The 22,343-nt window shown below is 61.2% G+C and carries 23 protein-coding genes; 18 read left to right on the top strand and 5 right to left on the bottom strand.

The window, feature by feature from the left end:
- Window positions 1-91 precede the first annotated feature (91 nt).
- The 4 genes from VWY60_RS13940 to VWY60_RS13925 all read left to right on the top strand — a co-directional run bounded on the left by VWY60_RS13940 (window position 92) and on the right by VWY60_RS13925 (window position 5,334).
- On the top strand, window positions 92-1,174 hold the full coding sequence (locus tag VWY60_RS13940; RefSeq protein ID WP_416540756.1) for a bifunctional transcriptional activator/DNA repair enzyme AdaA: 1,083 nt from the start codon (window positions 92-94) through the stop codon (window positions 1,172-1,174).
- Between the two features lie 108 nt (window positions 1,175-1,282).
- The gene (gene gpmI, locus VWY60_RS13935) at window positions 1,283-2,803 is read left to right on the top strand and encodes a 2,3-bisphosphoglycerate-independent phosphoglycerate mutase (RefSeq protein ID WP_416540755.1); all 1,521 of its coding nucleotides are present in this window, start codon (window positions 1,283-1,285) and stop codon (window positions 2,801-2,803) included.
- The gene (locus VWY60_RS13930) at window positions 2,800-3,984 is read left to right on the top strand and encodes a murein hydrolase activator EnvC family protein (protein WP_340544189.1); all 1,185 of its coding nucleotides are present in this window, start codon (window positions 2,800-2,802) and stop codon (window positions 3,982-3,984) included. The genes gpmI and VWY60_RS13930 overlap by 4 nt, the downstream gene beginning before the upstream one ends.
- A 3-nt stretch (window positions 3,985-3,987) precedes the next feature.
- Window positions 3,988-5,334, top strand: a complete 1,347-nt coding sequence (locus VWY60_RS13925; RefSeq protein WP_340544191.1) for a S41 family peptidase — start codon at window positions 3,988-3,990, stop codon at window positions 5,332-5,334.
- A 107-nt stretch (window positions 5,335-5,441) separates the two neighbouring features.
- Here the strand turns inward: VWY60_RS13925 and VWY60_RS13920 are convergent, their stop codons facing one another.
- A complete protein-coding gene (locus tag VWY60_RS13920) occupies window positions 5,442-6,314 on the bottom strand; it encodes a helix-turn-helix domain-containing protein (protein WP_416540754.1) in 873 nt (290 codons plus the stop codon).
- Between the two features lie 90 nt (window positions 6,315-6,404).
- Between VWY60_RS13920 and pobA the strand changes: the two genes are divergently transcribed.
- On the top strand, window positions 6,405-7,586 hold the full coding sequence (gene pobA, locus VWY60_RS13915) for a 4-hydroxybenzoate 3-monooxygenase (protein ID WP_416540753.1): 1,182 nt from the start codon (window positions 6,405-6,407) through the stop codon (window positions 7,584-7,586).
- On the opposite strand, the gene VWY60_RS13910 is transcribed toward pobA, so the two are convergent.
- The gene (locus VWY60_RS13910; protein ID WP_416540752.1) at window positions 7,583-8,239 is read right to left on the bottom strand and encodes an NAD(P)-dependent oxidoreductase; all 657 of its coding nucleotides are present in this window, start codon (window positions 8,237-8,239) and stop codon (window positions 7,583-7,585) included. The genes pobA and VWY60_RS13910 overlap by 4 nt on opposite strands.
- A gap of 195 nt (window positions 8,240-8,434) precedes the next feature.
- Between VWY60_RS13910 and VWY60_RS13905 the strand changes: the two genes are divergently transcribed.
- The 10 genes from VWY60_RS13905 (at window position 8,435) to VWY60_RS13860 (ending at window position 16,824) form a co-directional block, all read left to right on the top strand.
- Window positions 8,435-9,364, top strand: coding sequence for an ABC transporter ATP-binding protein (locus VWY60_RS13905; RefSeq protein ID WP_340544196.1), 930 nt, complete (start codon window positions 8,435-8,437; stop codon window positions 9,362-9,364).
- Window positions 9,361-10,122: an ABC transporter permease gene (locus VWY60_RS13900; protein WP_340544197.1), complete on the top strand. Its 762-nt coding sequence runs from the start codon at window positions 9,361-9,363 to the stop codon at window positions 10,120-10,122. The genes VWY60_RS13905 and VWY60_RS13900 overlap by 4 nt, the downstream gene beginning before the upstream one ends.
- A 223-nt stretch (window positions 10,123-10,345) precedes the next feature.
- Window positions 10,346-11,143: a S49 family peptidase gene (locus VWY60_RS13895; protein ID WP_340544198.1), complete on the top strand. Its 798-nt coding sequence runs from the start codon at window positions 10,346-10,348 to the stop codon at window positions 11,141-11,143.
- Entirely contained in the window at window positions 11,124-11,321 is a 198-nt protein-coding gene (locus tag VWY60_RS13890; RefSeq protein WP_340544199.1) for a hypothetical protein, read from the top strand. The genes VWY60_RS13895 and VWY60_RS13890 overlap by 20 nt, the downstream gene beginning before the upstream one ends.
- Window positions 11,318-12,262, top strand: coding sequence for a calcium/sodium antiporter (locus tag VWY60_RS13885; RefSeq protein WP_340544200.1), 945 nt, complete (start codon window positions 11,318-11,320; stop codon window positions 12,260-12,262). Before VWY60_RS13890 ends, VWY60_RS13885 begins: the two co-directional genes overlap by 4 nt.
- Before the next feature lie 35 nt (window positions 12,263-12,297).
- Window positions 12,298-13,074 carry an SDR family oxidoreductase gene (locus tag VWY60_RS13880; protein ID WP_416537156.1) on the top strand — a complete coding sequence of 259 codons (777 nt, stop codon included), beginning with the start codon at window positions 12,298-12,300 and terminating at the stop codon, window positions 13,072-13,074.
- Window positions 13,075-13,388: 314 nt separating this feature from the next.
- The gene (gene uvrC, locus VWY60_RS13875) at window positions 13,389-15,278 is read left to right on the top strand and encodes an excinuclease ABC subunit UvrC (RefSeq protein WP_416540751.1); all 1,890 of its coding nucleotides are present in this window, start codon (window positions 13,389-13,391) and stop codon (window positions 15,276-15,278) included.
- A gap of 164 nt (window positions 15,279-15,442) precedes the next feature.
- Window positions 15,443-16,114, top strand: a complete 672-nt coding sequence (gene pgsA, locus VWY60_RS13870) for a CDP-diacylglycerol--glycerol-3-phosphate 3-phosphatidyltransferase (protein ID WP_340544206.1) — start codon at window positions 15,443-15,445, stop codon at window positions 16,112-16,114.
- A complete protein-coding gene (gene moaD, locus VWY60_RS13865; protein WP_416536399.1) occupies window positions 16,114-16,359 on the top strand; it encodes a molybdopterin converting factor subunit 1 in 246 nt (81 codons plus the stop codon). The genes pgsA and moaD overlap by 1 nt, the downstream gene beginning before the upstream one ends.
- A gap of 3 nt (window positions 16,360-16,362) precedes the next feature.
- Window positions 16,363-16,824, top strand: a complete 462-nt coding sequence (locus VWY60_RS13860; RefSeq protein ID WP_416540750.1) for a molybdenum cofactor biosynthesis protein MoaE — start codon at window positions 16,363-16,365, stop codon at window positions 16,822-16,824.
- A gap of 58 nt (window positions 16,825-16,882) precedes the next feature.
- On the opposite strand, the gene VWY60_RS13855 is transcribed toward VWY60_RS13860, so the two are convergent.
- The 3 genes from VWY60_RS13855 to ubiA all read right to left on the bottom strand — a co-directional run bounded on the left by VWY60_RS13855 (window position 16,883) and on the right by ubiA (window position 20,129).
- A complete protein-coding gene (locus VWY60_RS13855; protein WP_340544210.1) occupies window positions 16,883-17,197 on the bottom strand; it encodes a hypothetical protein in 315 nt (104 codons plus the stop codon).
- Window positions 17,194-19,089, bottom strand: a complete 1,896-nt coding sequence (locus VWY60_RS13850) for an OmpA family protein (protein WP_416536400.1) — start codon at window positions 19,087-19,089, stop codon at window positions 17,194-17,196. The genes VWY60_RS13855 and VWY60_RS13850 overlap by 4 nt, the downstream gene beginning before the upstream one ends.
- 77 nt (window positions 19,090-19,166) lie before the next feature.
- Window positions 19,167-20,129 (bottom strand): 4-hydroxybenzoate octaprenyltransferase, encoded by a 963-nt coding sequence (gene ubiA / locus VWY60_RS13845; RefSeq protein ID WP_260112936.1) that lies wholly within the window; start codon window positions 20,127-20,129, stop codon window positions 19,167-19,169.
- 11 nt (window positions 20,130-20,140) lie between these two features.
- On the opposite strand from ubiA, the gene VWY60_RS13840 reads away from it, so the two are divergent.
- Genes VWY60_RS13840 through VWY60_RS13830 form a run of 3 tightly spaced genes read left to right on the top strand, consistent with a single transcriptional unit; the run spans window position 20,141 to window position 22,298 of the window.
- Window positions 20,141-20,866: a 16S rRNA (uracil(1498)-N(3))-methyltransferase gene (locus tag VWY60_RS13840; protein ID WP_260091212.1), complete on the top strand. Its 726-nt coding sequence runs from the start codon at window positions 20,141-20,143 to the stop codon at window positions 20,864-20,866.
- Window positions 20,866-21,774 (top strand): GNAT family N-acetyltransferase, encoded by a 909-nt coding sequence (locus VWY60_RS13835; RefSeq protein ID WP_416540749.1) that lies wholly within the window; start codon window positions 20,866-20,868, stop codon window positions 21,772-21,774. Before VWY60_RS13840 ends, VWY60_RS13835 begins: the two co-directional genes overlap by 1 nt.
- Window positions 21,771-22,298, top strand: coding sequence for a hypothetical protein (locus tag VWY60_RS13830; RefSeq protein WP_416540748.1), 528 nt, complete (start codon window positions 21,771-21,773; stop codon window positions 22,296-22,298). The genes VWY60_RS13835 and VWY60_RS13830 overlap by 4 nt, the downstream gene beginning before the upstream one ends.
- The last annotated feature ends 45 nt before the right edge of the window (window positions 22,299-22,343 follow it).

Here is a 22,343-nt window from a genome sequence, read left to right as displayed (position 1 = left end):
GTCAAGGCCCTGAGGTGCTATACGCCCGCGGTATTAAAATACACGCCTGATTATCGGCGGCAGGTCTGCGATCGCGTGATAAACAGGGCGCATGTTGTTTGATCTTCCTGACCACGAAGCGCTCTATCAGGCGCTGCTGAACCGCGATGACCGTTATGACGGGCAGGCCTATGTCTGCGTGGCCACGACCGGCATCTTCTGTCGCCTGACCTGTCCGGCACGCAAACCTAAGCGGGAGAACTGCCAGTTCTTCGGCAGCGTCGGCGAATGTATCGAAGCCGGGTTCCGGGCCTGCAAACGATGCCACCCGCTGCGCCCGATGGCAGAGGCCGATCCGGCAGTGGCCAGCCTGTTGGCCGCCTTGGATCAACGCCCGGAGCACCGCTGGAGCGAGGGTGATATCCTCCGCATGGGTCTTGATCTCTCGACGGTCAGGCGCAGCTTCAAGCGGCAGTTCGGCATGACCTTTCTTGAGATGGCGCGCCAGCGCCGTCTTCGCGAAGGCTTCACCGTGCTGTCAGACGGCGGCAAGGTCATTGAGGCGCAGTTGGATGCGCAATTCGACTCTCCCAGTGCGTTTCGTGCGGCCTTTGCCCGGTTGCTGGGCAGGGCGCCCGGCAGCCTGACCCGCGAAGGCCTTTTGTTGGCCGATTGGATCCCGACACCGCTCGGCGACATGATCGCAGTCAGCAGCCGGACTGAGTTGCACCTTCTGGAATTTGTGGAGCGCAAGGCGCTGAAGGGCGAGCTGGACAAGCTGCAAAAGGCGGTGAAGGGCGATCTTGGAATTGGTCCGACACCACCCGGAGAGCAGATCCGTGCGGAACTGGACGCGTTCTTTGCCGGGATCTCCGCCCGGTTTGAAACGCCGCTGGCCTATCACGGGACACCTTTCATGCAGCAGGTCTGGGATGCTCTGCGCCAGATCCCGCCCGGCGTGACGCGTAGCTACTCGGAGATCGCGCGCCAGATCGGACGTCCAGAGACGACCCGCGCTGTTGCACGCGCCAATGGTTCCAATCAGATCGCGCTGGTGGTGCCCTGTCACCGGGTGATCGGGGCTGATGGGTCGCTGACCGGTTACGGCGGCGGTCTTTGGCGCAAACAGCGCCTGCTGGATATCGAGCGGCAGTATCGCGCGCCCGTCCGGCATGCCGCCAGATCCTGCAAGTAACGGCGGGAAAGGGCGCCCGGATGCCCTGCAAAGGCCTATCGGCGGTTTCCCAAGCCCCGGCAAATCTGTAGAAGGCGGTAACGCCACTCAGAGCCGGAGCCTGAAACCATGTCGACGCCCAAACCTGTTGTTCTGTGTATCCTTGATGGCTGGGGTAGCGCCGATCCGGGAACCGCCAACGCGCCCTATCTGGCCAAGACGCCGACGCTGGACGAGATTGCGAAGACATGCCCGACAGCACGGTTGATCACGCATGGGCCGGACGTCGGCTTGCCGACCGGGCAGATGGGGAACTCCGAGGTGGGGCATACCAATATCGGTGCAGGTCGCGTGGTGGCGATGGATCTGGGCCAGATTGATCTCGCAATCGAGGATGGCTCATTCTTTGACAATGACGCGCTGCAAGCCTTCATTGCGAAGATGAAGCAGACCGGCGGCACGGCCCATCTGATGGGGCTGGTTTCGGACGGTGGCGTGCACGGCCATATCACCCATATCATTGCGGCGGTAAAGGCGATCCGCGATGCCGACGTCCCTGTCTGGCTGCATGTGATGACGGATGGCCGCGACGTGGCCCCGAAATCTGCTGCCGGTTTCGTCGCTGCCCTGCAATCGGAACTGGCGGCTGGCGCGCGCATCGCAACAGTGACAGGCCGTTACTACGCCATGGACCGCGACAATCGCTGGGAGCGGGTCAGCCAGGCTTATGACGCAATGATCCATGCCAAAGGCCAGCACCGGGCAGCGACAGCGGAGGCTGCTATTGAGGCCAGCTATACCCGCGAGGAGTTCGACGAGTTCATCAAGGCGACAGTGATCGAGGGCTATGATGGCGTGAAAGATGGCGATGGCCTGTTCTGCCTGAATTTCCGCGCCGACCGCGCCCGCGAGATCCTGCGTGCGATTGGCGAGCCGAGCTTTGATGCTTTTGACACCGGCGCACGCCCGGATCTTGCGGCGCTGCTTGGCATGGTGGAATACTCCGAAGGCCACAACAGCTATATGCAGACCGTGTTTCCCAAACGGGCCATCGTCAACACCCTGGGGGCATGGGTGGCAAAACAGGGCAAGCGCCAGTTCCGTCTGGCCGAGACCGAAAAATACCCGCATGTGACCTTCTTTCTCAACGGTGGCAAAGAGGATCCCGAGGACGGCGAAGATCGCGCGATGCCGAAATCGCCGCAGGTGGCGACCTATGATCTGCAGCCGGAGATGTCGGCGCCAGAGGTGACGGAGCGCTTTATCGAGGCTATCGAAGCGGGGTATGACCTGATTGTCACCAATTATGCGAACCCGGATATGGTGGGCCATACCGGTGATCTCGACGCTGCGATCAAGGCCTGTGAGGCCGTGGATCAGGGTCTTGGCAAGGTCGTGGCCGCGCTGACGGCGGCGGGCGGCGTCATGCTGGTCACCGCCGATCACGGCAATTGCGAGGTGATGGTGGACCCCGAAACAGGCGGGCCGCACACCGCTCATACCACCAATCTTGTGCCAGTCGCGCTGGTTGGTGGGCCGACAGGCGCAAAGCTGCGCAACGGTCGGCTCGCGGATCTGGCCCCAACCGTGCTGGAGCTGATGGACCTTGCGAAACCGGATGAAATGACTGGAGAGAGCCTGCTCGTATGAGGCCTGCGTTTGGCATCACTGGACTGTCGGTAATCCGGCGCGCTCTGCTGATATCGGCGGCGTCGCTTGTCCTGCCGATCCTGGCCGGGACTGCGGCGGCCGCGGATAATCCCGCCGCTGCCGCGCAGCAGGCCGCCAACCAGCTGGAAGCCGCGACGCTGGCCTTGCAGGACGCCGAAAGCGCGCGCGACCGGGTTGCCGCGCTGACCGAGACGGTGCGTGCCTATGAGGCGGGTCTTGCTGCGATGCGCGATGGGCTGCGTCGTGTGGCGCAGCGCGAGGGCCAGCTGGCGGCCCAGCTGAAGGCACGCGAGGACGATGTGGCGGATCTTCTCGGCGTGTTGCAGACCATTGAAACCTCGCCGCCGCCGGTGTTGATGCTGCACCCCTCAGGCCCGCTTGGCGCGGCGCGCTCCGCCATGACACTGGCAGAGGTGACACCGGCGCTTCAATCGCGCGCAACCGCACTGCGTCGCGACCTTGAGGAGGTCCAGACCTTGCGCCTGTTGCAGCAGAACGCGGCGAATACGTTGCAGGAGGGGCTTAACGGTGTGCAGGAGGCGAGGGCGCAATTGTCTGCCGCTATCGCCGACCGGACCGACCTGCCGCGCCGCTTTACCCAGGACCCGGTGCGGACGGCTATTTTGATTTCATCCACTGAAACCCTCAGCGGATTTGCCAGCGGGCTTGCTGAAATCGCCGAAGGCGAGATTGCAACGACTGACGCTGATATCAGCGCCCTGCGGGGTGAGTTGTCGATCCCGGTCGAAGGGCTGGTTCTGCGCGGCTACGGCGAGAAAGACGCCGCAGGCATCGCCCGGCCCGGCTGGCTTGTTGCGGCACGTCCGCGCGCGCTGGTGGTCTCTCCCACGGCGGCAACGATCCGCTATCAGGGGCCGCTTCTGGATCTTGGCAATGTGGTCATTCTTGAACCACAGCCGGAGACACTGTTTGTACTCTCCGGGTTGGCTGAGGTTTACGGCACCATGGGCGAGGTCATCCCGGCAGGAACCCCGGTTGGCCTGATGGGGGGCAAAAGCCCCGAAATCGGTGCCATTTTGTCACTAAGCGGTGAAGGGGCTGGAACTGACCGCACAGAAACGCTCTATATAGAAGTGAGAATGGACAACAGTCCGGTGGACCCCGAAACCTGGTTCCGCACCGACAAGGATGGAAATTAGTTCATGAGAAAATTTGCGATGGCCGCGGTGGGCGGCACGCTGGCAGGAATCCTTGCCACCACCTATGTAGCTGAGCCGCTTCTGGCTCAGGAAGGCAGCCGAGAGGCCAGCGTCTATGAACAGCTGGATCTTTTTGGCGACATCTTTGAACGCATCCGCGTGCAATATGTCGAAGACGTCGATGAGACCGAGCTGATCGAAGCCGCCATTGGCGGAATGCTGGCCTCGCTGGATCCGCATTCCAGCTATCTGTCGCCCGACGATGCCACCAAGATGCGGGTGCAGACCCGTGGTGAATTCGGCGGTCTCGGGATCGAGGTCACGCAGGAAGAGGGCTTTGTCAAAGTTGTCTCTCCGATCGATGGAACACCGGCGGATGAAGCCGGGATCGAGGCCGGTGATTTCATCACCCATGTGGATGGCGAAAGTGTTCTTGGCCTTTCGCTGGACGATGCGGTTGAGCTGATGCGGGGGCCGGTTGGTTCCGAAATCATCATCACCGTTGTGCGCGAAGGCGAGGCGGAGCCGTTTGACGTCTCGATCATCCGCGACACGATCAAGCTGACAGCGGTGCGGGCGCGGACCGAAGACGACACGGTCGTGCTGCGACTGACCACATTCAACGATCAGACCACGCCGAACCTGGAAGCCGGGCTGAAAAAACAGCTCGAAGAAGCCGGTGGTATGGATAACGTCAACGGGATCGTGCTGGACCTGCGCAACAACCCCGGTGGCCTTCTGACACAGGCGATCAAGGTGGCCGACAGCTTCCTCGACAGCGGTGAGATTGTCTCGACCCGCGGTCGTAACCCCGAGGACGGCGAGCGGTTCAACGCTACGCCGGGCGACCTTGTGGACGGCAAACCGATTGTGGTGCTGATCAACGGTGGATCGGCGTCTGCATCGGAAATCGTTGCAGGTGCCCTTCAGGACCATCGCCGCGCCATCGTGGTCGGCACCAAATCCTTTGGCAAAGGGTCTGTGCAGACCGTGATGCCGCTGAAAGGGGAGGGCGCAATGCGCTTGACCACGGCGCGCTATTACACACCCTCCGGGCGCTCCATTCAGGCCCTGGGTGTCTCACCCGATATCGTCGTGGAACAGCCCCGACGCACCCCGGATACCGAGGAGGAGGACGAGAAGGCCTCCGCAGCACGCCGGACCCGTTCGGAGGCCGACCTGCGCGGACGTCTGAACAATGACAGCCTTTCCGAGGATGAAATCCGCCAGATCGAAGAAGACCGCGCCAAGGCCGAGGCCGCTGCCGAACGTCGCGAAGAGGATTATCAGCTGGCCTATGCCATCGACATTCTGAAAGGTTTGTCGAAGCTGGGGCCGGAGCAGCAGTAGACACCACCTCGCAGATATGACCCATGATAACCGCCCCGGACCTGTTCCGGGGCGGTTTCAGTTTGACCAGCTCGGTCGCAAATGGGGTTTGGCCAGGGCGGGGCGGCTCACGCGCGGGGCGGTTTTCCCGCAATGATATCGCGACGAAACCGGCGTGGGGGCAGCCCGGTGCCCCGGGTAAAGACGCGGCTGAAATGTGCCGGGTCCGAATAGCCCAGCTCGTAGGCGATTTCTGCCGCACTCAGCGCGGTATAGATCAAAAGTCGCCGCGCCTCGCGCAGCATCCGCTCACTGATAAGTTGCGAGGCTGGCTGACCGGTAGCCTGATGGCAGATCCGATTGAGGTGTGTTGTCGAAACGGCAAGTTCGCGCGCATAGTCGCTCACTTGACGCCGTTTGCGGAAATCCCGGTTCACCAGTGTTTCGAACCGCGCAAACAGCTGGTGGGCCTTGGGGCTCGCGTTGCGATATCGCAAGGCGCCGATAGACTGCGCGACAGTGCCGGTAAGCGCGCCGACAAGCCCGCGCAGGATCTGGCGGCGTGCAAATCCATCGGTTTCATAGGCGTCCCGGATACTCTCGACAAGGCGCTCCAGAGGTGCATCCAGCGGGGTGATGGTTGCGCGGTCTAGCGTGGTCAGGACATCGGGAATGTCATCAAGTACCTGATCAATAAGGTCTGATGTCAGGGTCAACACCCAGCCGCAGGTGTCACTGTCAAAGCGGAAGCCATGCACCGCACCGCGTGGCACATTGATCACGCAAGGCGGTGTCAACTGTTGAGCGATGCCATCCAGGGTAGCCTCACCGCTGCCCCGCATCAGCACGATCAGTTGGTGAAGCCGCGCGTGGCGGTGTGGTTTCAAAGCCCAATCATGCAGCGAGGAACGCGCCTCAATGCTCTCGATATGCAGAAGGTCTGCCAGCTCCCCATGCTCTCCAAACAGGGAGTAGGTATTGATAGCGTATTCTTTGTTCATGTACGAAATATACAAGAAATCGGCGGTAGGGTCTATTCGCAACCCTGCCTTCTCCGGGCAAGATATGGATGCGAACAGGAGAGAACCGGAATGCCGAACCAGACAACACAGGTGGTCATTGTAGGGGGCGGCCCGTCTGGCTTGTTGCTCTCGCAACTGCTGCACCGGGCCGGTATCGATACGATTGTGCTTGAGCGTCAGACCCGCGACTATGTGCTTGGTCGCATTCGTGCCGGTGTGTTGGAACATGGGTTTGTGGACCTGATGCGCCGGGCAGGAGCCAATGCACGTATGGACCTCGAAGGCGTGGTTCATCACGGATTTCACATTGCTCATCAGGGTCGTCTGGACCGGATCGACCTTTCGGGCAGAACCGCCGGTCAAACCGTCATGGTCTATGGCCAGACCGAGGTCACGCGCGACCTCTACGACGCCCGCGATGCCATGGGCGGGCAGATCATTCACGAAGCGATGAATGTCGCCCTTCATGATATCCAGTCGGATCAACCCTATGTCACCTATGAGTTGCAGGGCGAAACCCGCCGGATCGATACCAAGTTCATCGTCGGGGCGGATGGGTTTCATGGCGTCAGCCGTCGCTCAATTCCAGCGGATGTGCTGCGTGAATATGAGAAGGTCTACCCTTTTGGCTGGCTTGGCGTGCTCTCACAGACGCCGCCCGCAACGGCTGAGCTGATCTATGCCCGCCATGAACGCGGATTAGCCCTGTGCTCGATGCGCAATGCACAGTTGAGCCGTTACTACATTCAGGTGCCGCTGACCGACCGTGTCGAGGATTGGAGCGATGCGCAATTCTGGGAGGAGTTGAAGAGGCGCTTGCCTGCGGATGTTGCGGACAGTCTGAAAACCGGCCCCTCGATTGAGAAATCCATCGCCCCGCTGCGCAGCTTCGTCGCAGAGCCGATGCGCTACGGCGCGCTGTTTCTGGCAGGCGATGCGGCGCATATCGTGCCACCCACCGGGGCCAAGGGGCTGAACCTCGCGGCATCTGATATCTACTATCTGTTCGAGGGGCTGTCGGATCATTTCCAGCGCGGCGATGACGGCGCGCTGGACAGCTATTCAGAGCGCGCACTGGCGCGGATCTGGAAGGCGGAGCGCTTCAGCTGGTGGATGACCAACCTGCTGCATCGGTTCCCCGACATGTCGCCGGCGGATGTACGATTGCAACAGGCCGATCTCGACTATCTGTTTTCCTCCGATGCGGCCCAGGCCTCTCTGGCGGAAAACTATGTCGGCCTGCCTTATTAGGCTCTACCCCAGGCCACTGTCAGCCGTTTATCCGGCCGGTGGTCCTGTTCCGCCAGATCCATAAGCGCACCGCCGAAATCGGCAAAGGAAATCTGTGACTGGCCTTCGTGATCGGTGACCAGAGTGTCGGTTCCCCAAGCGTACCGCCCCTTGCGCGGTCCCTCTTGCAGCATCGCTGGCGGGCGCAGGCAGGTCCAATCCACATCCGGTGTGGAATCCAGTAACTGATCCTGCGCAGCGCAGGCTTCCGCGATCGGGCGCACCGCTTCGGGCAGAAAACCAGGTGCGCTCAGCACGGTCTCGCCGCTGCCATCTGCAAGCTTCAACAGAGCGGCGCCACCGGTGATGAGGGCAGGGATGCCGGCGGAGCGGGCGGCATTCAGGACCGCCCTGGTCAGATCCACCAGCAATGCATCCTGCCCGGGCAGCGGGCGAAGGGCGCTGATAATGATCTGGTGTTGCCGGGCCAGCCCCGCCAGCTGGTCTGCACTGGACAGAACATCCAGCGCAACTGCGGTGACCCGGGCGTCGCCGCTATGGCCTGACCGTTCAGGATGACGGGCGACGGCGGTCACGGTATGGCCGCGTTCGATGGCCTGTTGCAGAGTCGCACTCCCGACATCGCCGGTCGCCCCAAAGAGAAGAATATCCATTTCAAACCTTTTATCTTGATATCGAGATAGTGGGTATTGATTATTTATCTTCACGTCAAGATATTTGGTGCAGTGCAAAAACGCACAAAATATTGCGCGCAGGCAAACATTTGGCCTGCATTCCACGCTGGCGATCCGATGACCTGGACGCTAACGTGCACTGAACTGATCAGTTTACTTTTAAGGGAGGCAGCAATGTCAGCCATCCTATCTATCCGTGATTTGGAAAAGACGTACGAAGGCGGGTTTCAGGCGCTCAAAGGGGTCTCGCTCGAGATCGAGAAGGGGGAGATCCTCGCCCTTCTGGGGCCGAATGGCGCAGGTAAGACGACGCTGATTTCGACCGTTTGCGGCATCACCACGCCCAGTTCCGGGAAGGTGTCGGTGGGCGGTCACGACATCATCGAAGACTTTCGGGCCGCGCGCAGCCTGATCGGGCTGGTGCCGCAGGAGATCAACCTTGAGCCGTTTGAGACGGTGTGGAATTCGATCAAGTTTTCGCGGGGGCTTTTTGGCAAGCCGCGCAATGATGCGCTGCTGGAGGATATTCTCCGCAAGCTGTCGCTCTGGGACAAACGCAAGAGCCAGATCAAGGAATTATCCGGCGGCATGAAGCGCCGTGTGCTGATCGCCAAGGCGCTCAGCCACGAGCCGCGCATCCTGTTTCTGGATGAACCGACTGCCGGGGTGGACGTGGAGTTGCGCAAGGATATGTGGGACGTCGTGGCAGAGCTAAAACGCGGCGGTGTCACCATCATCCTGACCACCCACTACATTGAAGAAGCCGAAGCCATCGCGGATCGGGTCGGAGTCATCACCAACGGAGAGATCCTGCTGGTCGAGGACAAGGACAAGCTGATGGCGCAGCTTGGCAAGAAGCAGCTGGAGGTGCAGCTGACAGAACCGCTAACAGCCGTGCCGGAAGGTCTCAGCGGCTATGGTGTGACTCTGACAGAAGATGGCCGAGGCCTGATCTATTCCTATGACACCAACGCCGAGCGGACCGGCATCACTGCCCTGCTGAACGACGTGGCCACCGCGGGTCTGACGCTGGCGGATGTGCAGACCCGGCAATCCAGCCTCGAGGACATATTCGTCGGGCTGGTCTCAGGAGAACCGACATGAATTGGACTGCTATCGCCTCCATTTACCGCTTTGAAATGGCGCGATTTTTTCGCACCCTGATGCAGAGCTTCCTGTCGCCGGTGCTGTCAACCTCGCTTTACTTCGTGGTGTTTGGTGCCGCCATCGGTAGCCGGATCGACCAGGTCGAAGGCGTGCCTTACGGTGCCTTCATCGTTCCGGGTCTGATCATGCTCAGCGTGATGACGCAAGCCACCTCCAATGCCTCTTTCGGGATCTATTTCCCAAAGTTCATCGGCACTATATACGAGCTGCTATCGGCGCCAGTGAACTTCCTTGAGATCGTGATCGGCTATGTCGGCGCCGCCGCCACCAAGGCCCTGTTTATCGGTGTGGTGATCCTGCTGACAGCCTCGCTGTTTGTCGATCTGACCATTGCGCATCCGCTCGCCATGGTGCTGTTCATGGTGCTGACCTGCGTCAGCTTTGCGCTGCTGGGATTCATTATCGGGGTCTGGGCGAAAAACTTTGAACAGCTGCAATTGGTGCCGCTGCTGATTGTCACGCCTCTGGTCTTCCTGGGCGGGTCTTTTTATTCGATTTCGATGCTGCCGCCGATCTGGCAGAAAATCACCCTGTTCAACCCGGTGGTCTATCTGATTTCCGGCTTTCGCTGGTCCTTCTTCGGAACCTCTGACGTGCCGGTCGGGCTCAGCCTTCTGGCCATCGGCGGCTTTACCGCGCTTTGCCTGGCGGTGATCTGGTGGATCTTCAAAACCGGCTGGCGGATCCGCGCCTGACCCTGAGTAACCGCGCGGCAGAATAGGGCCATAACCCGCCCGCCGCGCGGCTTTGGGGCAGCCGCAACATCGCTGCCCCAAGGGAAGGTAAGCCCGGTTAATTCCGCACGTATGTGGCGAACGTTGCAATTTTACCCAAGGTGCGCGGCTTTTTTGCTGCTGCTTTCGCCTCGTTCCGGTGCCATCCCTTGTTTCAGGGCAGTCGGCATTCTACATCGGCGCCATGAACCTGAGATTGCCTTTCTTGAACAAGCCTCCGCTGGTTGCTGTTGTGCGCCTCAATGGCGCCATTGGCATGGCCGGTCGCGGTGCGCTGAATGATGCCACTCTTGGACCGGTGTTGGAGCGCGCCTTTCGAAAGGGAAAGCCGGCAGCGGTCGCCTTTGAAATCAATTCGCCCGGCGGTTCGCCGGTGCAAAGCGCCCTGATTGGTGCCCGCATTCGTCGCCTCTCCGAAGAACTGAAGGTTCCCACTATCGCTTTCGTCGAAGATGTCGCCGCGTCCGGGGGCTATTGGCTGGCCGCCTCGGCGGATGAGATCTGGGCCGACGAAAGCTCGATCCTCGGATCGATTGGGGTGATATCGGCTGGCTTCGGCGCCCATGTCTTTCTGGCCCGCCAGGGTGTCGAACGGCGGGTCTATACCGCTGGCCGCAGCAAATCGATGCTCGATCCCTTCCGCCCGGAAAACGCTGAGGACGTGAAGCGTCTGAAGCAGCTTCTGGGGGACATCCACGACAATTTCATCGCCCATGTCAAAGATCGCCGCGGCGATAAACTGGACACCAGCGAAGATCTCTACACCGGTGAAATCTGGCTGGGACGACGTGCGGTCTCGCTGGGGCTGATTGATGGCATCGGCCATCTGCGCCCCAAGATGCAGGCCCGTTTCGGCGACAAGGTGCGGTTCCGCCGCTATGGTATCAAAAAACCCCTGTTGGGCCGGATCGGTATGCAGATGGCGCAGGATGCGCTGAACGGTATCGAGGAACGCGCTGAATATGCGCGGTTTGGCCTCTGACGTGATTTTCAAAATCGTTTCCCTGTTTCTTGTGGTGATGGCTGTGCTGGCGATGTTCGGCAAGCTGCGGATGCCCGGGCAAAAGCGCCTGGCCTCGCGGCGCTGCGCCAGCTGCGGACGCTTCAAGATCGGAAAAGGCCCCTGTGCCTGCAAAAAGAATGGAGGGCCTCGGCAATGATGCCATGGCTGTTATCTGGACTTGGGCTGGTCATCCTGCTGTTGGCAGGGGATGCGCTGGTACGGGGTGCGGTGAACCTCAGCCTGCGGATCGGCGTGCCTGCATTGATCGTCAGCCTGACCATCGTTGCCTTTGGCACCTCGGCGCCTGAGATGCTGATCTCCATCCGGGCTGTCGGAGACAATGCGGACGGCATCGCCCTTGGCAACGTCGTTGGCTCGAACACGGCAAATATCCTCATGGTTCTCGGCATCCCGGCGTTGATGCGATCGCTTCACACCAGCGAATGCGATACCCGCAAGAACTATGTGTTCATGTTGATCGCATCGGTTCTGTTCATCGCGCTGGCGTTTTACGGAACCTTCACGGTCTGGTCTGGCCTTATCCTGCTGGGCGCGCTGTCGGTTGTTCTGGGCGTGGCCTTCCGCGAGGCGCGCGCCCATCGCCGCAACGGCAAGGATAGTGACCTCGATGAGATTGATGAGGCGGATCCCGATATGCCCTATTGGCGGATCGGCATCTACCTGTTCCTCGGATTGGTCGGATTGCCGCTGGGGGCCGATCTGCTGGTCGACAACGCGTCGATCATCGCGCGGACCTATGGCGTTACCGAAACGGTGATCGGTCTCACGCTGGTGGCCATAGGCACCTCGTTGCCGGAGCTGGCAACCACCGTCATGGCTGCACTGCGTCGGCAGGCGGATGTGGCACTGGGCAATGTGATCGGCTCCAACATGTTCAACCTGCTGGCAATTGTCGGCGTTGCCACCTTTGTCGGCCCGATCAGCGTTGATCCCTCCTTCCTGCGGGTGGATCTCTGGGTGATGCTGGCCTCATCGCTGCTGCTGGTGCCGTTTGTTTTTCTCAAAATGGACATCACCCGCACCTGGGGTGTGATTTTATCGGCGGTTTATGTGGTCTACCTGGTGCAGCTGTTCTAACTCATTGCCAAACAGGCAGATGAGGAGAGAGCAAGATGCGGGCATTGGTAACCGGCGCGGGCAAGCGACTTGGCCGCGCGATGGCACTTGAATTGGCTGCGAGCGGCTATGACGTCGCCGTTCACTACGCCAGTTCCGCAGATGCGGCGGAACGCACGGCGGAAGAGATCCGCGCCATGGGGCGCATGGCTGTTACCCTGCAGGCCGATCTTCTGCAGGAGTCGGCGACAGCCGCCCTGCTGCCCGCCGCTGCCGAGGCTCTGGGCGGTCCGATCACCTGCCTTGTGAACAACGCGTCAATCTTTGAGCATGACAGCCTGGAGACGGCGACCCGCAGCAGCTGGGATCGTCACATGGACAGCAATCTGCGCGCGCCGTTCATTCTGACACAGCAGCTGGCCGCGCAGGACCTGCCCCAGCAGATGGACGATGAGGGGCGACCGCTGGCTTCTGCCGCTGTCATCAATCTGATCGATCAGCGTGTGCGCAAGCTTACACCGGAGTTCATGACATATACGCTGGCGAAATCCGCCCTCTGGACGTTGACGCGGACCAGCGCACAGGCGCTCGCCCCGCGCATCCGGGTAAACGGGATCGGTCCCGGCCCTACGCTGAAAGGCCCGCGTCAGAGCGAGAGCCAATTTGCCCGTCAATGTGCAAATACACCGTTGCAGCGCGGCGCTGACCCGGCCGATATCCGCGCGGCTCTGGCCTATCTCCTGCGCGCACCCTCGGTCACCGGGCAGCTGATCTGCATCGACAGCGGTCAGCATCTCAGCTGGGAAACACCCGACGTTGTGGGGTTGGAATAAGGGGCTCTGCGGCCTGGTTCAAAAGTGGTAGCGGCGAAGTTGTGCACGTAGCGTCAACGCGTCGTAAATCCGTTACAAAATTCCTTTTGGAATCATAAACTTGTCAGCAATTGGAAAATTTTACGATTGAAATCAATAACTTATGATAGTGCCTAATTATTAGGCAAACGCTGGAAATCAGCCGAATATAAGGAAAAATCGCGGATAGCCATAAGATACTACCAGACTTATCCACAGCATCGGTGGATTTGTTCGCTGTTGATCCCGATGCGCTAACATTGCAGACCAGCCCCGGGAATCATAGATCTCGAAACATGACAGACCATCAGCCCGACACCCCATCCGAAACGGCATCTTCCCCGGCATTGACGGGGTATGCCGTGATTCAGGAGTACCTGAAGACACTGGACCACTCGCCCGGTGTTTATCGGATGCTCGATAGCGAAAGCCGCGTGCTCTATGTCGGCAAGGCGCGCAATCTACGGGCGCGGGTGTCGAATTACTCTCGTCCCGGCCATTCGCCGCGGATTGAACGAATGATTGCGGCGACCGCTTCGATGATGTTCCTGACAACCCGGACCGAAACCGAGGCGCTGCTGCTGGAGCAGAACCTGATCAAGCAGCTGAAGCCAAAATACAATGTGCTGCTGCGTGACGACAAAAGCTTTCCGAATATTTTGGTGGCAAAGGATCATGCCTTTCCCCAGATCAAGAAACACCGTGGTGCCCGGCGTGAGAAAGGTAGCTACTTTGGACCTTTCGCCAGTGCGGGCGCCGTAAACCGGACGCTCAATCAGCTGCAAAAGGCATTTCTGCTGCGCAATTGCAGCAATGCCATGTTCGAAAGCCGCACCCGCCCGTGTCTGCAATATCAGATCAAGCGCTGTACTGCGCCCTGCACCGGTGAGATATCGGCCGAGGATTATGCCGCATCCGTACGGGACGCCGAACGTTTTCTGTCCGGTCGCTCGACCAAGATCCAGGAGGAACTCGCCGAGCAGATGACCGCCGCATCCGAGGCCATGGAGTTTGAACGCGCCGCTGCCCTGCGCGACCGGATCAAGGCGCTCACTCAGGTGCAGACGTCTCAGGGCATCAACCCCCGTGGTGTGGCAGAGGCCGATGTGCTCGGCCTGCATCTCGACAGCGGACAGGCCTGCGTGCAGGTGTTCTTCATCCGCGCCAATCAGAACTGGGGCAATCAGGATTTCTATCCCCGCACCAGCGGCGATGTCTCCCCGGCGGAGGTGATGGAAGCCTTTATCGGCCAGTTCTATGACAATAAGGAACCGCCCCGGCAGCTGATCCTGTCGGATGAGATCGAGAACTGCGACCTGATGGAACAGGCGCTCAGCGACAAGGCCGGGCGTCGCGTCGAAATTCTGGTGCCACAGCGCGGGGAAAAGACGGAACTGGTCGCTGGTGCTGTGCGCAATGCTCGCGAATCTCTGGCCCGCCGCATGGCCGAAAGCGCGACGCAGGCGAAACTGTTGCGCGGCGTGGCCGAAGCCTTCGGCCTTGATGGGCCACCCCAGCGGATCGAAGTCTACGACAACTCGCATATTCAGGGCAGCCATGCCGTCGGCGGCATGATCGTCGCAGGTCCCGAGGGTTTCATGAAAAACGCCTATCGCAAGTTCAACATCAGAGGTGACGAACTGACCCCCGGCGATGACTTCGGCATGATGAAAGAGGTGCTGAACCGACGTTTCTCACGCCTGCTGAAAGAAGATCCCGACCGTGACAAAGGTCTTTGGCCGGATCTATTGCTGATCGACGGTGGCGCCGGTCAGGTCAGCGCCGTTGCCGAGATCATGGCCCGCCACGGCGTCGAAGACATCCCGATGATCGGCGTCGCCAAGGGGGTTGATCGCGATCACGGCAAGGAAGAGTTTCACCGTCTCGGCGAAGCGCCCTTTGCTTTGCAGCGCAATGACCCCGTGCTTTATTTCGTGCAGCGGATGCGGGATGAGGCGCACCGCTTTGCCATCGGGACCCATCGTGCCAAACGGGCGAAAGCCATCGGCGCGACCCCACTGGATGAGGTGCCGGGGGTTGGTGCCGCGCGCAAACGCGCCTTGCTCACCCATTTTGGCAGCGCAAAGGCGGTGAGCCGGGCCAACTTGTCGGACCTGAAAGCGGTCGAGGGGGTCTCGGCAGCGCTGGCGCAGCGGATCTATGATTACTTTCACGGGCAGGGGTAGCCACGCAAACCGGCCGTCGGGTGCCATTGGCGCCTAACCATTGGTTGGGCCGGGCAAGGTCCTGACTTATTGGTCAAAAAACAGCCTCGTAGATGTGACCATTCGCGACGGAAAATTCATCTGTTCCGCTTTCCACCCGTGAAACTGCGGGCTAGTGTGCAGCCATGAAATGGACTGTTCCCAATATCCTCACCCTCCTGCGACTGGTGGCAGCCCCGGGGCTCGCGATCATGTTCCTCTATTTTTCGCGCCCCTATGCCGATTGGTTTGCGCTGATCCTATTTGTCAGCGCGGCCATCACCGACTGGTTTGATGGCTATCTGGCACGCTCCTGGGGGCAGGAGACCAAGATGGGCGCGATGCTGGACCCGATTGCCGACAAGGCAATGGTGGTGATCGCGCTGATGATCCTGGTTGGATATGCTGCCGAGCATTGGACACCCTGGCTGGTCCTGCCTGCAACGGTGATCCTGTTTCGCGAAGTCTTCGTCTCAGGCCTGCGCGAATTTCTTGGAGATACGGCCGGCACGCTCAAGGTGACGTCACTGGCGAAATGGAAAACCACGGCGCAGATGATCGCCATCGCCACCTTGTTTTCGCAAGGGATCTTTGAACACTATCTGGTCATGTCCTCCTTTGGCATGGATCAGTCGATTGTGGATCAGATCATGATGGGGGAGATCAGCGATGAATTCGGCCTGCGCTGGAAGTTCGAGGGCATGATCTGGACCGGCCGACTCGGGTTGTGGCTGCTTTGGATCGCGGCCGCGCTAACCCTGATCACCGGCGCTGACTACATGCGCAAGGCACTGCCACATCTGAAGGAGACCCGCTGATGGATATCCTCTATTTCGCCTGGGTGCGCGAACGTATCGGCCTGCCGAAGGAAAAGATCGAGACAACTGCCGGCACCGTGCGCGAGCTGGTGGGCGAGCTGAGCGCCCGGGATCCGCGCTATGCGGCCGCATTTGCCGACCTGTCGGCGCTTCGTGTGGCGCTGGATCAGGACCTCTCGGATTTCGATGCCCCGTTGGAGGGCGTGCGCGAAGTGGCGTTCTTCCCGCCGATGACCGGAGGCTGAGCCATGCGGATCGCAGTGCAGGAGGCCACTTTTGATCTGGGCGAGGAGAGCCAGCGCTTTGCGGCAGATGTTGCGACGTCCGGCGCCAATGCCGGCGCCATCGTGACGTTCACCGGCGTTGTGCGCGGGTTGGACAGCGGCGACATGGTGGCGATGGAGATCGAACATTACCCCGGCATGACCGAGCGTGCGATCGGGCAGATCACGGAGGAGGCGCTGCGGCGCTGGTCTTTGGCCGATGCGCTGGTGATCCACCGCCATGGACGTCTGGTCCCCGGCGAGCAGATCATGATGGTCGCCACTGCCGCACGCCACCGGTCCGATGCTTTTGAGGCGGCGGAATATCTGATGGATTACCTCAAGTCCCGCGCGCCCTTCTGGAAGAAAGAGCTGACACAGGACGGTTCGGGCAACTGGGTCGAGGCCAAAGACAGCGATGAAGATGCCCTGACCCGCTGGGACTGACCCGGCGTTCTGCGCCCGGTCAGCGGGCAGCCAGACTGGAACGTTTCTGATTCCGGTATTAACCGTGCAGCTGGCCGCGCAGTTCTTCCGCCTCGCGACGGGCATCGCGCAGCCCATCCATGGCAGCCCGCAACTCGGCTTCGGTCTGAACCAGTTGATTGGACAGCTCTGCCTCACGTTGTTGCAGGTAGGTGATCGCCTGATCGCGGGTTTCCTCCGCTTCGTGCAGCTCCTGGCTCATCCGATCCAGATCGGCGACATCGCTTTGCCGCACGCGGGTGAAACGATGCACCAGCCAATTGGCAAACCACCCCATCGCAAAGGCGACAAACAGGATAATGGCAGTGGTGATGATGAACTCTGTCCTGTTCATTGTCCGGAGGTCTCCTGTTCGCTGTCTGGGGCGGCTTCTTCGGCGGCGGCCTCATCAAGGGTCGTTTCGCTTGTCGGGTCATTGGCCGGGCGGATCAGCCGGAATTCGATACGGCGATTGGCCTCGCGCCCTTCCTCGGTATCATTGGTCGCAATTGGTGTGCTTTCGCCATAGCCCTTGGCGGTAAAGCTGCTGGTCACCAGCCGCCGTCCGCGCAGCTCGTTCAGAACCGATTGGGCCCGCGACTGGCTGAGCGACTGGTTCATTTCCTCGCGCCCCTGACTGTCAGTATGGCCCTGGATCTCCAGCCGCACACCGTTACAGCGCGACAGGATATCGGCGATCTGATCCAGCGTATCGCGGCTGCCCGCGGCGACGGTTGCCGACCCCGGCTCAAAGGTGATTTTCGAAACGGTCTGCACCGCTGCCAGTTCGGCTTCGCAGAGTTCCGGCGACATCGGTTTGTCCGCAGGCTCTGGCGGCTCCTCATAGGAGACGTTCAGCTCATAGCTCTCCGCCTCGCCCAGCTTGGCCGACAGCAGCTTGGCAATTTCAGCCGGGGCGTCTTCGCGGTGGCTCATCCCGCTCAGTGTGAGACTATCCGGCGTCACGGAGACCGCACCGCGTTGCAGAAAGGACAGCGCCTCCAGCCCGGCCAGCACCCGCACAGGCCAGTCGGCAGGCAGGTCTTCGACAACGCGGGTGGCGCTGTGAACATTGTCGGAACCAAACCGGGCCTTGGCATAGCTGCTGCTGATCTGACGCAGCGCCTCATCCGAAATGCGCCCGCGCAGCTGGACCTGGCCCTCCGGGCTCAGGGTTGCGGTGAACTCAGGCGGCCCATTGCCCGCGTTGGCTTCGGGTTGCGGCAGGACCGCGTGAACCGCAAAGACCTGCGGCAGGGCGCTTTCCAGCTCTCCCACGACATGGTCAAACAGCGCCGCTGCGGTGCCTTCGGCGGCGACCAGCGTCATATCGGCATTGGCCAGTGTCATGGATCCAGCGCCCAGCTCGGCCAGTGCCGCGATCCCCAGCTCTGCGGCGCGCGCCCAATTGGGCGAGGGAACGCCCATGCCGATCACGCAGTCAACCTTGCCGTCAAACCCGGCCTTCTCGGCGGCCCGCAGGATGCGGTCGCGGCTCAGCTCGCTTTCGGCGGAACAGGCATCAAAGCGCCCGCCAGAGCCATCAATGCTGTAGCGCAGTGTAAATGGAGTAATGACCGGACGCGGGGCCGCGATATCCAGCGATAGGCGCAGACCGGCCGGCGCCATCCGTGTCAGGCGTTTCTCGATCTGTTCCTTGGCTTCGATACTGTCCGAGATCGCGGTGATCGAAACTTCCTCGGCCTCAACCGAAATCTTGGACCGGGGCAGCAGGCTCAGCGCGTCCAGCGCGTAATCCATCGCAGACATCCAGCCCTTCGGAGCGGCGTAATTGGCGGTCTCCAGCAGATCGGCGACCTGATCGGCGCCCGCAATCGTATTCAGCCGCGTGATCACCGTGTCACGGTCCGTGACGCGGGGGATCAGTCCGATGATCGAAATGCCGCTGTCATTGCGCAGGATCTCAGCCGAAAATCGCGGAGGGGCGATCCCTTCGGACGGGGTGATCTGCATGTCGTCGATCACGCGCGCCGCATCGACCACGCCACCCACCAGCGAAATCGCGCCAAAGCGTGTGGCCTCATCGGGGGCGGTGCCGTTCAGGATCACCCGCAGCCCGTCGGCGGTCACCTCGGCCCAGGTGTAGCCTGCCTTGTCCAACGCGCGCCGCACGGCGGTTTCGCTGCCTGCTTCGATCCCCGTCACTGCAAACCCGGCCACAACCAGACTGAGCGCGGCAGCCGCGACAAAGGTCAGGCCAGAGATCAAAAGCGAGGACAGGCGCATGGGCAGACTGGTCTCCGTTGGGGCATCCGTCCGAGACGGCTTTTGTCTGTCTTACAGGGGCGCGGCGGCGGGTTCAATCATGCGAACAGAGCTGCGGCAAAGAAGATCAGCGGAATCAAGCCCGTATCCCGATTGAGCCGAAACAGCTGCAACAGGCGCTCGCCGTTTTCGGCATCAAACACCCTGAGTTGCCAGGTCATGTGCCAGCCCATCGCCCAAGGAGCCACCAGCGCCAGCACCAGCGCCAGCACCGATCCCTGCGGCTGCACCGCAAGAATGATCGCGATCCCCATCAGGCTGACCGTTGCCACGATGAAGCGGCGCAGCCACATCGGCGTTTGCGTGCCAAACAGCCGGGCGGTTGATTTCACGCCGATCAGCGCGTCATCCTCGGTATCCTGATGGGCGTAGATCGTGTCATAGAACAGCGTCCAGGCAATGCCCGCCAGATACAGGATGACCGCAGGCCAGTTCAGCGTGCCGGTATGGGCAACCCAGGCCAGCATCGCACCCCAGTTGAAGGCAAGGCCAAGAAAAACCTGCGGCCACCAGGTGAACCGCTTGGCAAAGGGATAGATGGCCACCGGAAACAGCGCGAGGATTCCCATGGCAATGGCCGCCTGATTGAACGTCAGCAGGATGCCAAGGGAGACAAGCGCCTGAAGCCCCATCCAGATCACCGCACCGCGAACGGTCACCTGACCGGATGGAATGGGGCGCGAGCGGGTGCGTTCGACCTGACCGTCAAAATTGCGGTCGGTGATATCGTTCCAGGTACAGCCTGCGCCGCGCATCAGCCAGGCACCGGCACCGCAGGCCACAAAGATCCACAGATCACCCCAGCGCGGGCTTTGATCCCAGAGGATCGCCAGCATCAGGCCCCACCAGCAGGGGATCAGCAGCAACCAGGTTCCGATGGGGCGATCGGCGCGGCTCAGCCGCAGATAGGGACGGCTCCATGCCGGGGCGTAGTGATCGACCCAATTGCCTTTGACCGCATCTGCGACCTGTCCATCTGGTGTTGGCGTCCCGCCTTGCATATGTATGCCTCATGAGTGCAAAGATCAGACTGTATGTAGAGCACCCGCTGGGGGCAGGGCAATCGGTTCCTCTGGACCGCGATCAGGCGCATTACCTGTTTGGGGTCATGCGGCAGACGGTGGGGGCGCAGCTGTTGCTGTTCAACGGACGGGACGGCGAATGGCGCGTCGAGGTGGCCGAGGCCAGCAAGCGCAGCGGTGTCCTTATCTGCCAGGAGCAGACCCGGCCATTGGTGCTGCCGCCGGATTTGTGGCTGCTGTTCGCCCCGATCAAGAAGGCGCGAACCGATTTCATCGTGGAGAAGGCCGCTGAAATGGGCGCGGCGCGGATCCTGCCGGTGCAGACCGATTTCACCAATTCCGACCGCATCCGGCAGGATCGACTTCAGGCCCATGCGGTGGAGGCCGCAGAGCAATGTGGCGGCACCTACGTGCCGGAGGTCGCGGATCTTCAGAAACTCTCGCGGCTGCTCGACTATTGGCCCGAAGAGCGCCAGCTGATGTTTTGTGACGAAGCAGAGGTCGGCAGCGCATTGGCACTGGCCAGCGAGGCACAGGCACAGGTACCTTGGGCCATCCTGATCGGTCCCGAGGGCGGGTTTTCCGAGGCAGAGCGCAAGCGTCTCCACGCGTTGCCGCAATCCCATGTCGTGAGCCTTGGTCCCCGCATCCTGCGCGCGGATACCGCAGCGGTGGCGGCGCTGACCGTTTGGCAGCAACGCTATGGGGATTGGTAATGACTTGGCGCCCGGCACAGGACAATGATCTCCCGGCGGTTCAGGATCTGCTGCATCGCCATATCGAAAGCTCCATGTTTCTGCTGATCAACCTGCGTGATCACGGGCTGGCTGGCACCGCGCCAAAGGCGGTGCAGCTCTGGGTGCGCGGTCGCGCAGAGGATGGTGTTGCCGGGCTCACCAATGATGGGAGTCTCTTGATCCAGGCGGGCGCCGCCACCGCAGAGGACTGGCGGCAGCTGCAACAGCTGGTGGATCACCGACTGGCGCAGACAGCGTCGCAACAGCAGGTCGGCGTGTTGGGGGAGACCGCCGAGCTGCGCCGCTACCTCGCCGCCACCGGCCTTGATCAGCGGCCCAAGCGCCTTGACCGCGATGAGCCGGGGCTGGCGCTGACCCTGTCCGATCTGGATCGGAGCAGCCTTGATCGTCCGCAGCTGCGGGGCGCGGTGTTGCATCCGCTATCTGCGGCACCCCGCCCGATGTTGGTACAGTGGCGGGCCGCCTACCATCAGGAAACTCTGGGCACTCCGGCATCAGAGGCCGTCGCCGTCGCGGTCGGCGATATCGACAGCTATCTGCTGCGCGACAGCCATAGGGTGCTTGAGGTGGCGGGCCATTGGGTTGCGATGACCGGCTTCAACGCCCAGCTGCCGAAGGTCGTACAGATTGGCGGGGTCTATACGCCACAAGAGCAACGCGGGCGCGGCTATGCCCGCTGCGCTCTGGCATTCCACCTGCAAGAGGTCCAGACCGCAGGGGTCGAGAAGGCGGTTCTCTTTGCAGCCGGAGACGCGGCAGTCCGGGCCTATCGTGCCATCGGGTTCCAACCCATCGGGGGCTATTCGCTTGTCCTGTTCGATCGGGAACCCGAGACCGTCGTGACCGCGGGAGAGCTGACAACATGAGCTTCATCCGACCCGAAGCCCGCCGGTCCCTCTGGCGCTGGCGCGAGATGATCGCGGCGGCCGTGCTGGGGGCTCTCGGCCTGTTCTGGGCTTTTGGTGGCTACGGGGTTCAGGCGCTGGTCGGTTGGGCTCTGCTGGGCCTTGGGGTGATCATTGCCGTCATCGGTATGCAGCGGATGCGGTTCCGTCTGGGTGGAGGTGGCCCCGGCGTGGTTCAGGTCGACGAAGGCCAGATCGCCTATTTCGGTCCGCTGACCGGTGGGGCCGTTGCGCTATCCGAACTGGAGCGGCTGACACTGGACCACGCCGCGAAACCACCCCATTGGCTGCTGGATCAGCCGGGGCAGGCAGCGCTGGCGATTCCGGTCAATGCGACCAACACGGATGCGCTCTTTGATGCCTTTGCGACCCTGCCGGGGTTGCGTATGGAGCGGATGCTGGCAGAATTGCATAAATCCGGCGCTCACCAGGTCGTGATCTGGGAGCGTGCACCAACACGTCAGACCGTGCACAGGCTGCATTGACACCACCGGAAATACCGACCACGACTTGCAACGCAAGACGGATCA

The organism is Phaeobacter sp. JH20_26, from assembly GCF_048056275.1.
GTDB lineage: Bacteria > Pseudomonadota > Alphaproteobacteria > Rhodobacterales > Rhodobacteraceae > Phaeobacter > Phaeobacter bryozoorum.
Note: the sequence above shows the minus strand (reverse complement) of the source record. Positions and strands in the feature narration are given on the sequence as shown.